Origin of the sequence: Bacillus sp. CGMCC 1.16541, assembly GCF_003184905.1 — a bacterium.
Lineage (GTDB): Bacteria > Bacillota > Bacilli > Bacillales > Bacillaceae_H > Priestia.
Genome location: NZ_QFRU01000021.1, coordinates 16,653 through 30,517, shown reverse-complemented (window position 1 = coordinate 30,517; position 13,865 = coordinate 16,653). Strand labels below are relative to the sequence as shown.

Genomic DNA, 13,865 nt, shown 5'->3' with positions numbered 1-13,865 from the left:
ATTCTCCCTGCGCTTGATGTTCAGCATGAACACTGTTATTTAAAACCACTCCACCATCCATTTCCAACTACTCCTTTTAAATTATGTTAATAACAGAAGATCCTATTATATCCTTTATTTGGATAATTAAAGTTCCATTATTAACCACAAAAACTATCGTATGATTTTATTTCAGGCCGATCGTATATGTGATTTATACCTGAATTCATAAAAAGAAACAAAGCCACCGCCTTGTTTCTCCATTTTCTTATCCCTTAATATTTACCTATAGACTCATTACCAAGGCTTTCGTACTTCTGTTCGTTCACCATCTTCTTATTCTGTTACTTTTCCTTCTGTTTGAGAAAGTTTTTTGAGAAATTGATATACGTCTTCTGGTGTCATAAAGTCTTTTGGCTTTTCATCTTGCTGTTTTAAAATGTTAACTTCGTGATTAATCTGCTCCATTTTACGGTCTAACATAGCTGCTTGCGTAGCGGCTTCTTTTAGTCCATCTTGAATATGAGCAGGAATGTTTTTGTTGTATTTATAGTAAATTTTGTGCTCAAGGCTTGCCCAGAAATCCATCGCAATGGTGCGAATTTGAATTTCGACATACACGGACTCCACACCATCTGATAAGAAAATTGGCACCTTTACGACTAAATGAAGGCTTTGGTAACCATTTGGCTTTGGGTTGGTAATATAGTCTTTTACTTCTACAACGGTAATATCATCTTGTGATTGAATCAAATCCGATACTTTGTAAATGTCTTCAATAAATGAACATGTAATGCGTAACCCCGCAATGTCTCGAATATTTTCTCTCATCTCATCTAACGACAGTTTAATACCCTTTTTAGACACTTTTTTCAAAATGCTTTCAGGTGATTTGAGACGCGTTGAAATGTGCTCAATTGGGTTGTATTCATGGATTACATGAAACTCTTCTCGTAAAATATTAATTTTCGTATGCATTTCTTCTAATGCAAATTTATACGACAATCGAAATCGATTTAAGTTTGTGTGTAATTCTGTAAAGTTGATGTCTTTCACGTTTCGTACTCCTTTGCTGTCACGCTTATTGGAAACAGTATATCGCTGTTTTGATTGTAAAACAAATAAGACGTTGTACATGCGTAATTTTACGAAAGGATAGGCACCCTATGCAAATTTCTTATCCCTCACAACCCCATCACCAAATTCAATTCAAATTTTCGATCGTATAACGCATTGAGCTCTTCATATTCAATTGCGGTTGCTTGCATCAACATATCTAGCTCGTTTATTTCTGCTTCTAACGGTTGGATATGTACCACGAGATTTGCTCTTTTGTTTTTTTCTTTTGTTAAGATGGTTTCTTTTTTAAGTGACTGCCCCCTTCATTTAATATTCAAAAAGTAGGGAGATTCAGTTATTACTGGTCACCTTTTATATTTTCTTCTGGATTTGTTTTACCCACAATTAAGTAATTCATTTTCTCTTTCGGTATTCCTCGATACTTCTTACCATTGATGAGATAAAACAATGCGCCTAGAATGATCCATGCGATAAAAGCAATCCAAGATGGTAAAGAAAGAAAAGCGGGTGACGCTGGGATAAACAGGAGACACAAAAAGACTAAGCTAATGAGCACTCCGAGTAAGGCGATAAACGTCTGTTGAAACTGTTGGTCCCACTTGTAAAACTTATATGCCGAAATACATGTATACAAATAAGCAATCGCAATACCCGTTGCGGTCATATCGACTATCCAAAGGAGCACTTCTCTTCCAAACCATGGAGCGAGAAAACTCATAAGAGATGCGGCGATGATCCCGACGTATGGGGTGTTATAGGTAGGATGTACATTTGTAAAAATTTTGGGGAGAATCCCTGCTCGTCCCATTGAAAGTAACATCCTACTTGACGAAACAAGAAAACCATTCATTCCTGTAAAGATTCCCATACAAAGGGCACTACTTAACACCACTAAACCAACATTCCCAAATAAATCGACGGCGACATCTCCTGTTCCCCAGGCTGGTTTTCCTTTTACGAGTTCTCTCCAAGGTGTGCCCATGGCGGTTGAATAAACCATGAGTGAATAGACACCTGCACCACTAATCAGTGATAAAATCATTAATTTAAACGCTTTTTTTGAAGAAAATTTAAATTCTTCTGATGCTTGAGCAATATTGTTAAATCCAGAATAAGCCCAAGGAGCAGTGGCAACGATAATGAGGATAGAAGCACATGGGGTAATCTCAGGGTTAAATGATGGTTGTAGATTTGAAAAAGACGTTCCTCGATGAAATGTCATACCTAGTGCGATCAAAATAACCCCTAAAAGTAACGTTACGGAAAAGATAAATTGTGCCTTCCCTGCTAGGCTTGCACCGCGAATGTTTGTATAACTAAACAAGATTAACGCAACGGTTACTAACACGATTTGGCTAACGTACACATCCCAACCCGATATGGTATACATATACCCTTGTTCTACCACACGCGGAGCTAAAAATTTAAATAAAACAATTAAAGCAGTGGCATTTAAGGCAACCGAGCAAATGTAAGATAAGGTCACAAACCATCCACATATATAAGCATGAATTCTTCCAAGGCTTAAATAAGTATAAACAAACTCTCCACCCGAAACAGGAAATTTATCAACGAGGAACCCGTAACTGAACGCAATCACCATAATTAATAACGCACCAACAATATAGCCAATAATCGCCCCAATAGGACCCGACTCAGCAATCCAATCTGTCGGTAAGACAAAGGCTCCCCATCCAATTGCCGATCCAAAAGCGATAGCCCATACCCAATGCGGCTTTAACGTTTTTGAAAGCTCATTCCTACTTTCCATCTACTTCATCCTTTCTCAAACTTTTCATTCTAACTTAGACATCATCATCCGTTTTCCATTACAAGTGAGCAATGTTCATATACTACCCAATATTGTGCATCTTAAGCATCTGCTTCATAGTCTCACCTAATGACATGACATTTCGTTTATGGTGAATAAGCTTTTCGCGATACGTGAGAACACAAAAAACACCCCAGAAAGTAGAGCTTGCACTCTACTTTCTGGGGTGCGCTACGTCGTTGCTTTATTACTCCCCACTCACAACAGCCTCGAACTCTTGAGCTTGCAGTTTGATTACTTGTTGATCGGCATTTGCTTTCTTTCCAAATGCGCCAACTTGGACAACGTATCGTTCTCCGCTTTTTCGGATGGTGGCTTCAAATCCGTTTTCTTGAAGCTTGTCCATCAGTGCGGTTGCGTTTTGTTTTGAAGAGAATACACCTGCTTGAACGCGGTACAACTATGATGATGCTTGAGCGTTTACTTCTCGTGATTCGTTCTGTGAAGGACTTTCAAGTTCTGATGTTGGTGTCACTTCAGGTTCAACTTCAAGTTCAGGTGTTCCTTCTTCTACCTCTTCAAAAACGTATTCTTCCTCTATTTCTTCACTAGGCGCTGTGTCCACTTCATCGTTTACTTTTCCACTTTCATCATCTGCTTTTTCAACCTCATCCATTGCTCGTTTTTTCACTTCTTCATTAGCCACAATGGTTGGAGAATCAAGTGTTTCTTTTGGTGTTTTGAGTGTTGTAAAAAGGGCATAAATACCAAACAATCCGATTACGACAAGGGCTGCAGTTGGTACCTTCTTTCGCTTCGATGGCTTTTTGTCTTGCTTTCTTCCTATACGACTCGCTTGTTCATTATGTACAGAATGTTGGTTTGTTTCTTCTTTTCTTAATGCTGAATGTCCTATGATGATCACCTCAATGGTTAATGTTGGTACCATTTATTATAAAACAAATTTCCGATCTTGTTTTTTCCTCTATCTAAAAATTTGTTGTTTCTTTTCAAATAAACGAATGAAAACAAACGATTGTTTAAAAAAGGCCGCGTCAGAGAAGGCAAAAAGCGCTTCTCTTTGACACAGCCTACACGATCACTTTTTTCAGGAATAGAGCTTCTCTCTCACCCAATCTTCCCATCAATCTCTGACGTATCCACATCATCACCGAACCAGTCGGTTAGTTTTACTTTTGCTTTTTGTTTCACTTCGTCGTCAATGTACATCGCGACTTGGATGAGAGCGACTGTTAATGCGCTAAGGTCGTCAACATACCCAACACCGATGAAGGTATCTGGAATAAGATCAAGCGGTAAAATAAAATAACCGAGCGCTCCAATAATCGTCATCTTCGCTTTTTTTGGTACGTTTGGCTTTTGAAGCGTGTAATACAAAAGCAACACTGCATACACCACAGAAGAACCTGCTTTCTTGCTGAACTTCTTTAACTTTGACCAAAGCTTATCATCCGAGTAATGTTTTTCAGTTTGTTGCATTTTTCGTTCGATTTCTTTCGGTGAATGTTCCATGCTCGTTTATGACTCCTTTGTTCATGTTTACTTTAGTATATCTCATCATGTGTTTCTTACTTATGTTCTAGGATGAAACAACTTACACTTTCGCATAGACGTCCCTTATCAGACATTCATTACAATTCCTTCTTCTGCTGCCTCAACAAGCAAATCATCAATCATCACCTCTAACATCGTTGCAACTTGTTCAGTTGAAATCTCTGGTGTTAACGGTACAAGGCTGATGCTTCGGTCGTCTAGATATTCAATCGCTTCTTCTCCCTTTTTGTCTGGATAAAACACGACAACGCGGTGAACGGGGCGAATTTTCTCCCAGCGCTTCCTTTTAAAAATGTAAGGAGAGCGCACATGATCGACATAGCTAATGAGTTGCTGATTGGACTCCATAATGACATCTTTTCTTCGATACTTCGCGTCCATGACAATCGTGCCGATGAACGTATCTTTTATAAAAACATCTACACGAATATCTGGTGTATTGTGGGTACACGTTGTATAAATCGGTTCATTTCTCTCATCTGTATCACTTTGTTCTGTCGGGATACGATGGTCATAAAAAAGAACTAACTTGACGTCACCTTTGTTCATCTCAAATACTTTTCCTTTTGGAATGGTTGGTACAATAAAGATTTCTTGATTTTTTTGTTCATCTTTATCAAAAAACCAAGCCGATGCATCGTTTAACGTAAAACCATTGGATTGAAACATGTTCAACACCGTTAAAAATGCCCATATTTCGTATAACTGATCCGTACGCTTCCATTGAAACTTCCACGACTCATGCAAACTGACACCGCGATGTTGGTTCGTTAATGTTTGGTGCACATGTAACAGCTTGCGGTAGCGAACATCGACATACATCGTACTCGGAATCTGCACAGGAGGCTTGTTGCCAATCTCTTTGTACCAATGACTCGCACGAAGATGGTTCAACATCCCTTTCATCTTCGTTGCTCGTGCCATGCATCGTTCTAGCTCCATAAACAGCACGTTTCTTCTTGCATAATCGGTATAAGAAGAAAATGTTTCATGTTCTGACCTAAACAAATGATTGAGATTGTGCTCCACTTGCTCGATAAACTCATCTAGCAACTGAACCCACTTGTTGATAATCTGCTTGAACACTCGGTTTTCAGGCAAATCATAATCAACTTTGTTTTTTCTAATTTTAAGAGAATTCGTCGATTCTGGATGTCTCAAACGGTAATCGATTGAAACAGCATCCACACGAGATGGTGTCTCAATCGATTGAAATTGATAGTCTGTTTTTAACGAAGAGCGCACTCTTTTAGACAAATCTGCGACAATCGCTGTTACATCGTGAAAATGGCAGTCTAATTTTTTAAAACGTTGTAGCAAGGAAGAGTCTAGGTTTACGCCTTCCATCTGTTGATACACGCTTTGCTTGCGAACAGTATCTAACGCAAGTCCCGTCACCTTCTCTTCTACTTCTTGTTGCATCACTTTTAACTGCTGCTCGGTCAAGCGGTTTGCGATGACTTTTACAAATGAGTAATACGTCTTGCCGTTCACATCTACTACTAGACGATAAACCCCTGGAATATACGGATAGTATTTTAGTTTCGAATGATGTTGAAATAATGTAATCGTACATGGTTCGATGTAATAGCGATTTTGCTCATCGCAGTTCACAAGCCCTTTTGGCAGCACGTCAAACCCGTCCATCGTACACGTTGCTTCTCGATCATCACTTCGAAATGTGAGGGCAATGTTAATGTTTTCTCTAATAACTGTACATGTATGCACATCGTCATCCCACTGCCGAACATCTTCCACAAAATCGGTTACCAAGATGGACTCCTCTGTTCCATCTTGGAAAATCTGTGTAAACTCTACGTCAAACCCTACATTAGAATGTGTAGCCATTAAACTTCAGCTCTTTCACTTTTTGTTCGATGACTTGCCTACTTTTTTCAAAGCTCGACACGTGCTCGTATTCATCTAAAATCGTTAGCAATTGACTATTCACCACTTCGCCATCGCGATACGTCCCTAGTAGCCTTCTTAATTGTTCTTCTGAACCTCTTATTTTCGTTAACACACGTTGCACAAATTGAAGGTCAAATCCACGTTCTCTCGTCACAAATGCCTGTATGGGCAAATTGTTTACGTAACGATCAATTTGTTTGACAATTCTCGGTCCAACGCCTAGCTGACGAGTTGTTTGTTGAAGCGCTTCATGCACATCCCATAGGAGCGCGATTTCATCATCTGTTAATGAAAGCGTACGTGTGTCATGTTTAAAACGTCGGTACGTTTCCACATCCACTTCTTCTTTTCGGCCTGCGACTGTTTTTTTCTTTTCAGGCAATTGCTTCAGTGTCGAAAACGGCATCACTTCTAACGCTAATACATTGGCACGGTCTAGCACTTTATCTGAAAAATGATACGTCGATTCATCCACATTCACCGTCCCGACAAACAGAACGTTATCTTGAATCGAAATCGTCGGTGGGTACTGCGCTGAATTGTATAAACGACTTTCAAGGTCATCATTATACAAACGTAAGATACGCTTTCCTTGTTCCCTTTCAAGGATGGATAAAAATTGAGAGAAGTAATGTTCCACGCGCGCTAAGTTCATTTCATCAAAGCAAATCACAAACAGTTTTTCTGGATAATCGGCTGCTTTTTTCAATGCATTAATTAACCCTGAGTCACCTGGACGATACACCATATTCATCGTATCTGCGTATCCGATTAGATCAGAATCAGACGTCCATGATGGGTTAACTGGAATGACAGTGAATTGATCACTTTTTACTCCAAGTGAGTAGCTGTATAAATCCACAAGCTTACTTTTACCTGTACCACTCATCCCTGACAAAATCACAAGTGGAGACGACTTCATACATGTATGGAAGTTAATGACATCTTCACGACGATAAGACAAGCCCGCGTCTTGCGTATACGTATAAAGTTGCTCTAAAAACGAAAGCTCCTCTTCGTTATTTTTATCCTCACCTTTTGTCACTGAATGGACCACTTCTAATGTCGTTGCGACTTCTGCTTCACTTTTTCTGACTGCTTCAAGTGGTTTTTCTGCTTGTTTGAACACTTCTTCGTTCATTGGTGCTGGTTCAGCTGAATGAGACAACGAAAGCGGTGACGACTGTTCCATCGCTTCTACCATTTGCTCATAAATGGATAACGGTACATACACAACCTCGTCTACATCACTGCAAAAATAGCACTCTTCTAGCCATTCATCTCTAAACGAACACTCTTTTAACTCTCCACGTACGTCAAAGCTAAAACCACCGTGTGCGTATTGATGTCCTTCAAATTCTCCGAATAGTGTGAGTTCATCCGTATGTCCATCCTCTTCTCTCCAAACAATCATAGGCGGCGTATCAGCTGCTTCATGAGAAATCGTATCGATTCTTCCAACAAATTTTCGCTGTAACAAGCGATGCGCAAATTCACCTACGTCTATGCCATGTGTCTGCTTACTAAAAATGGGCATTGGAATCAGTTTCAAATCTTCTGTAAAACTTGAAAGCTTCGGCAACAGACGAACGTCTTTGGCGTTAAACACTTCTTCATGATTGTAACGAATACGCCTTTCGACTTTGAAGACAAGTAAACAATCTGACAACCATTCTTTTAATCTCTCTTTTCGCTCGTACTCTGACTGTCGATAGTCATCTTCAAAGCCCCATTGTTCTAAATCAGACGTAAAGCATGTAATTGGTTTACTATTAGGATAGCTTTCAGGAGGTGCTGAAAGAAGACGAATACCAAACTGCAAGCTATTTTGGTTGTTCACAAAAATAGAATCTCGATACGGCCAAATTTCTTCTGTCGGTGCATCGATCACGCCAATAAAATCATTTTCCCACACTTTTATACTCATTTACTTTCTTCCTTTCGTCATGTACGATTTTACTTCGTTAAAGTTAGCAAAGCTTTTTAATTTCTCTTTATAAGGTACCGTCCATTTTTTTCTCATTTGCATCGGTACTAAGTACGTTAACATCCATAACTCATCAAATGTTGAAACATCGAGTTCTTCCATGACGTCATGATTGCGCGGATCGACCACTTTAAACACAGGGTTTGTGGATTCTTCAATGATTTTGTTTTTAGGATCACCTATAAGCAGGATGGTAAAATCTTTGCTTTCTTCCTGTTTTTCATCCTCTACAGTGACAGCTACTTGTTTTTTTGCCTTGAGAATTTGAGTATGTAAATGCGCAATATTTGCTTTTAACTCGGTAATTTCATCCTTGAGCACTTGCTTTTCCTGTTCAAATCCATCGTTGACTTGCTGAACACGTTCGAATTGTTTCTTTTCATATGACATCTCTTGATGCAACTGCGCACGTTCTTTAATCCATTGTTGCTTCTCTTCTTTAAATTCTTGCTTTAGCTTGCTGTATTGCTGCTCCCACTCATTAATTTGTTGCTGCAGCTTTTGGTTTTTCGCTTCGATTTTTTCGATTTTCTTTTCCGTTTGTTTATCAGCTTTTTTAGCTTCTTGATCATCAACCTCTTCTTGGTTCATCATGTCCGTCTCTTCAAGAGGGGTGACACGTAACTGTTCAATCGATTGAACCTTTTGGTGTGTCAGCAATGCATCGATAAACTCGTCTGCTAGCGCGTGGTGGCTTTCATCTTCACTCGTATATAAGCCTCCTAATAAAAAGTGCAACTCTTCTCCGTCCTCATACGCTTGAATGAGCTCTGAAACCGTTGCGCTTCTCACATCCACATTGACCATTCGTTCTTCCTTGTTTTCTTCTCCCCAAGCATTCGCCAACTCATAAAAGGCGACGATTGGCCGTAACGTGTTAAAGTCGACTAACTGTGTCACGACACGCTTTCTTGCTCGTTTCATCGTTTGCTTGTTTAATGTACGAAATCCTTTAACCTTTACGTCCCATACTTCACATAACTCCGCTAACCGCTCATCCGGTATCGACTGAAACACCTTTTTCCACTGTTCTTTTTTCATCACCAACACCCGCCCCATCTCTTTTGTATCATTTCATTGTTTATTTCTTACTAGAAGTATAGCTCATTAGTCTGACCATTTTTAGTAGAGCAATCAAAAATACAGATCAATTTCACTAGATGTCCTACAGAAAGACATCGTCTATGCATTTGTCTTTCTGTCACCGCTACTGTAATCTTGCTTTCATATTCTCTCTGGTTCGTACATATAAGAATAAAATGACAGATTCTACTTACACATGTCTCGATAACAGGAGGAACATTCATGAGAACGTGACCAATTTGAAACAGCGCTAGGTTCCAATATGTTACGTCTGACTCCTCCAGAAGTGTTTCAACTATCTTATGGAATCAATACAAACAAAATGGCCAATACGCTCAGCCCCATTAAAGAAGCCGTTGAGATTGGTCCTCCTACTCCTAGTCGTCAAAACGAAGACATTTCAATTCGGATTAATGGCAAAGATCAACGTTTCAAATAGATTCCTATAAAAAGCGTTTGTCCCTTCGTATCGTGAAGTGGGGACAGACGCTTTTGTGTTTTATCTCCTATTATTCATCACCTAGACACCCAACAAATGCCATGATGCCAACTCATCGCTTGGATAATCCTCTTCTCTAATGAAAAAACCTTACTGAATTCCCCTTCTTATTCTCTTCTTTACATAGAATACGAGGCCTCACCCACCCCTCCCTCTAAAACAAAATCAACTTCTTTATCAAAAATGAAAATAAATGAAGTGGTACACCCATAGGATGAATAGGAAGACAACTTACACACTCTTTATAAGAAGAACAGATATTCATGATTAGAGAAGGAATTTGTAGAAAGCTTGAAGAAAAACTCATCACGAATGTTACGAAGACAAATCATTTTTCATTACTTTATCATTATTATAAAATAGTAATGGTTATAACTTGCTTTTTTATTCCACACTCTATATACTAATTTATTATAATTATAAATTAGTAATTATTATAATTTACTGATTTATGATTCTTTTAAATACATGGTTACTTAGGGAGGATATGCAGATGGAATCAAAAGAAAACATGAGTACTGGAAAATGTCCATTTCATCACGGTGGTGCGACTAGTCAACAAACAACAGGAACATCAAATCGTGACTGGTGGCCGAATCAGTTAAACTTGAATATCTTGCATCAGCATGACAGAAAATCAAATCCAATGGGTGAAGATTTTAACTATAAAGAAGCATTTAATTCACTAGACTACGATGCATTAAAACAAGACTTACACAACTTAATGACAGATAGCCAAGATTGGTGGCCGGCCGATTATGGCCATTATGGTCCCCTATTCATTCGTATGGCGTGGCACTCCGCTGGGACATACCGTACAGGTGACGGGCGCGGAGGTAGTGTGACAGGTACACAACGTTTTGCACCGTTAAACAGCTGGCCTGATAACGGCAACCTCGATAAAGCACGTCGCCTGCTTTGGCCAATTAAACAAAAATATGGAAACAAGATCTCTTGGGCTGACTTAATGATTTTAGCGGGTAATGTTGCGATTGAGTCAATGGGTGGAAAAACATTCGGCTTTGGTGGTGGACGCGAAGACGTTTGGCATCCAGAAGAAGACATTTACTGGGGTACAGAAACAGAATGGTTAGGTGACAAGCGCTATAGCGGTGGTCGTGAGCTTGAAAATCCACTTGCGGCGGTTCAGATGGGGCTTATCTACGTAAACCCTGAAGGTCCAAACGGGAAACCAGATCCACTTGCAAGTGCACGCGATATCCGTGAAACATTTGCACGTATGGGAATGAACGACGAAGAAACCGTCGCACTTGTAGCGGGTGGTCATACATTTGGTAAAGCACACGGTGCCGGAGATCCATCTCACGTTGGACCAGAACCAGAAGCGGCTCCAATTGAAGCACAAGGATTAGGTTGGCAAAGTACACACGGTAGCGGAAAAGGCCGCGACTCCATTACAAGTGGAATTGAAGGTGCATGGACAGCGAATCCAACGCAATGGGACAACGGGTTCTTTGAACTGTTATTCGGCTATGAGTGGCAGTTAACAAAAAGCCCTGCTGGTGCGTATCAATGGGCACCTGTTGACCCTGCTGATGAGCACCTTGCGCCAGACGCAGAAGATGCATCAGTTCGTGTTCCAACGATGATGACAACAGCGGATATGGCCCTACGTATGGACCCTGCGTATGAAAAGATTTCTCGTCGTTTCTATGAAAATCCAGACGAATTCGCTGATGCATTTGCGCGGGCATGGTTCAAACTTACACACCGCGACATGGGACCTCGTGACCGTTATCTTGGCCCAGAAGTGCCAACCGAAGAGCTCATTTGGCAAGACCCTGTACCAGCAGTTGACTATGAATTAACAAATGAAGAAATTGAAAAAATCAAAGTACTGATTCTTGATTCAGGTTTAACGATTAGCGAACTTGTCACAACGGCTTGGGCTTCCGCTAGCACATTCCGTGGCTCTGACATGCGCGGTGGCGCAAATGGGGCGCGTATCCGTTTAGCTCCTCAAAAAGACTGGGAAGCGAATGAGCCAGAAAAACTAACACGCGTGATTGAGGTATTCAAAAGCATCCAAAAACACCTTGATAAAAATGTGAGTCTAGCTGACTTAATCGTCCTTGGTGGTAGTGCAGCGATTGAAAAAGCCGCACAAGATGCAGGCTTTGACGTAAACGTTCCATTTACGCCAGGACGCGGAGATGCAACACAAGAACAAACAGATGTGGAAAGCTTCTCTGTTCTAGAGCCGGTTGCGGATGGATTCCGTAACTATCAAAAGAAACAATACAGTGTCAGTCCAGAAGAATTACTACTCGACAAAGCACAATTATTAAATCTAACAGCACCAGAAATGACGGCGCTTGTTGGAGGGTTACGCGTATTAGGCGCAAATTACGGCAACACGAAACATGGTGTGTTCACAGACCGTGTTGGCACTCTCACAAACGACTTCTTTGTGAACTTACTTGATATGAATGTTGCGTGGACACCAGTTGGTTCCAATGTTTATGAAGGACGCAATCGCCAAACAGGTGAAGTCTTACGCACCGCTACACGCGTGGACCTTGTGTTCGGTTCTAATTCGATTTTACGTGCGATTGTTGAAGTATACGCACAAGAAGACAACAAAGAAAAATTCGTTCGTGATTTTATCGCTGCTTGGGTAAAAGTGATGAATGCCGATCGTTTTGATGTAAAATAACTCCTATAAAAAGCACGCAAATCCCTCCTCAATAGGGATTGCGTGCTTTTTTATACAGTCATCTTCCAGTTCGATAACGCAAGCCAGCGCTCTTTGTCTTTGTAGTCAGGCATGATTTTCCCGACGAGACGCCAAAATGAGCGGTCGTGATTAAGATGGACCATGTGACACATTTCATGAACGACCACATAATCAAGAACATCACGTGGGGCCATGGCAAGCTTCCAGTTAAACGTTAACCGAAGATTTGAATCACATGTCCCCCACGTTGTTGGGCTGTCGGTAATCTTGATTGAACGTGGTTTCGTTTTAAAGTGATGTTGATAAGAAGCAATGCTTTCTTCAACTAGCGCTTTTGTTTGTTGATAATAAAACCGCTTTAACGATTGTTTGAGCGCTTCATTGTCAAGATGCTTAGCTGTTATATGCAACACCGCACCATCAAAACTCACGTAATCTTGTTTAGCATGAGAATCTTGTCTGATGTTGATTGGATAGCTCTTACCTAAATAAAGAAAGTGCTCATCGTTTTCATAAACTTTCTCTTCCGGTCCATTAAAACGTGCTTTCACTTCATTTACTTTTTGCAAAATCGCATCCCAATTGGATTCTAGCACGTTTATGACTTGTTCATCCGATGTTTTTTTCGGTGCGGATACGTGAACATCACCGTAGCTATCAATCGAGATGCCGATCGATTTCCGATTTTTATAGGTTATTTCAAAGCGAATTGTTTCGCCTAAATATGTGTGGTTCATGTGATCACCTGTTTGATTTTTACGACACTTACCCTCGATATTTAATCGTTAAGCCTTTTAAAAAGTTGCGAGCGAATTTATCTCCGCACTCTTTGTAGTTTTTATGGCCTTCTTTTCGCAGCAACGCGCCGAGTTCTCCTTTTGTGACAAAGATGTCTGCAAGTTCAAAGATTTCAAGCATGTCATCGGTTGTGAGTGACAATGCAATTTTTACTTTCTTTAACAACGTATTGTTCATGTTGCCATGATTTCGCACCGGCGGCTGTGGTGGAGCAGCTTGTCCGGGTTTAGGCTCTTGTTTGCCTCGTTTGTAGATGATAAAGCCGTTTAAAAAGGCATCTAACATTTGATTGTCACACGGTAGTTGATCATCATAGTCTTCATCCATGTCGATCTTTTTAAGAATTTTCACGACTTCTGGTACTGATACGTCCATATCTCCTAGTTTAAAAATCTCTGCCATTTCACTATTTTTTAGTTCCATTGCATATCTTAATCGAATGAGTACATCATTATTATCCATTTTATGGCCTCCTAGCCTTGTA

Annotated in this window: 13 protein-coding genes; 2 read left to right on the top strand and 11 right to left on the bottom strand. The window is 40.2% G+C overall.

The genetic code is table 11. The features are described from left to right. Window positions 1-315 precede the first annotated feature (315 nt). The 9 genes from DIS06_RS16180 to DIS06_RS16145 form a co-directional block, all read right to left on the bottom strand. Window positions 316-1,035: a GTP pyrophosphokinase gene (locus tag DIS06_RS16180; RefSeq protein WP_239422105.1), complete on the bottom strand. Its 720-nt coding sequence runs from the start codon at window positions 1,033-1,035 to the stop codon at window positions 316-318. Window positions 1,036-1,163: 128 nt separating this feature from the next. After that, entirely contained in the window at window positions 1,164-1,298 is a 135-nt protein-coding gene (locus tag DIS06_RS20775) for a hypothetical protein (protein WP_275425435.1), read from the bottom strand. Between the two features lie 98 nt (window positions 1,299-1,396). Next, a complete protein-coding gene (locus tag DIS06_RS16175) occupies window positions 1,397-2,830 on the bottom strand; it encodes an APC family permease (protein WP_110114267.1) in 1,434 nt (477 codons plus the stop codon). A 247-nt stretch (window positions 2,831-3,077) separates the two neighbouring features. Further along, entirely contained in the window at window positions 3,078-3,290 is a 213-nt protein-coding gene (locus DIS06_RS16170; protein WP_110114266.1) for an SPOR domain-containing protein, read from the bottom strand. Continuing rightward, window positions 3,291-3,779, bottom strand: a complete 489-nt coding sequence (locus tag DIS06_RS16165) for a hypothetical protein (protein WP_110114265.1) — start codon at window positions 3,777-3,779, stop codon at window positions 3,291-3,293. A 179-nt stretch (window positions 3,780-3,958) separates the two neighbouring features. After that, entirely contained in the window at window positions 3,959-4,363 is a 405-nt protein-coding gene (locus DIS06_RS16160; protein ID WP_110114264.1) for a YkvA family protein, read from the bottom strand. A gap of 108 nt (window positions 4,364-4,471) precedes the next feature. Continuing rightward, complete coding sequence (locus DIS06_RS16155; RefSeq protein ID WP_110114263.1) at window positions 4,472-6,253, bottom strand: DUF2357 domain-containing protein; 1,782 nt, start codon at window positions 6,251-6,253, stop codon at window positions 4,472-4,474. Beyond that, window positions 6,237-8,243 (bottom strand): McrB family protein, encoded by a 2,007-nt coding sequence (locus DIS06_RS16150; protein ID WP_110114262.1) that lies wholly within the window; start codon window positions 8,241-8,243, stop codon window positions 6,237-6,239. Before DIS06_RS16150 ends, DIS06_RS16155 begins: the two co-directional genes overlap by 17 nt. Further along, on the bottom strand, window positions 8,244-9,344 hold the full coding sequence (locus tag DIS06_RS16145; protein WP_162595998.1) for a hypothetical protein: 1,101 nt from the start codon (window positions 9,342-9,344) through the stop codon (window positions 8,244-8,246). It abuts the gene before it with no gap. 304 nt (window positions 9,345-9,648) lie between these two features. Here DIS06_RS16145 and DIS06_RS20205 point away from each other — a divergent pair, with 304 nt between their 5' ends. Then, a complete protein-coding gene (locus DIS06_RS20205; RefSeq protein ID WP_162595997.1) occupies window positions 9,649-9,825 on the top strand; it encodes a hypothetical protein in 177 nt (58 codons plus the stop codon). A 553-nt stretch (window positions 9,826-10,378) separates the two neighbouring features. After that, window positions 10,379-12,562 carry a catalase/peroxidase HPI gene (gene katG, locus DIS06_RS16140; RefSeq protein WP_110114260.1) on the top strand — a complete coding sequence of 728 codons (2,184 nt, stop codon included), beginning with the start codon at window positions 10,379-10,381 and terminating at the stop codon, window positions 12,560-12,562. 50 nt (window positions 12,563-12,612) lie between these two features. Here the strand turns inward: katG and DIS06_RS16135 are convergent, their stop codons facing one another. Beyond that, the gene (locus DIS06_RS16135) at window positions 12,613-13,320 is read right to left on the bottom strand and encodes a M48 family metallopeptidase (RefSeq protein WP_110114259.1); all 708 of its coding nucleotides are present in this window, start codon (window positions 13,318-13,320) and stop codon (window positions 12,613-12,615) included. A 28-nt stretch (window positions 13,321-13,348) separates the two neighbouring features. Then, entirely contained in the window at window positions 13,349-13,843 is a 495-nt protein-coding gene (locus DIS06_RS16130; RefSeq protein WP_110114258.1) for a YehS family protein, read from the bottom strand. Window positions 13,844-13,865 lie beyond the last annotated feature (22 nt).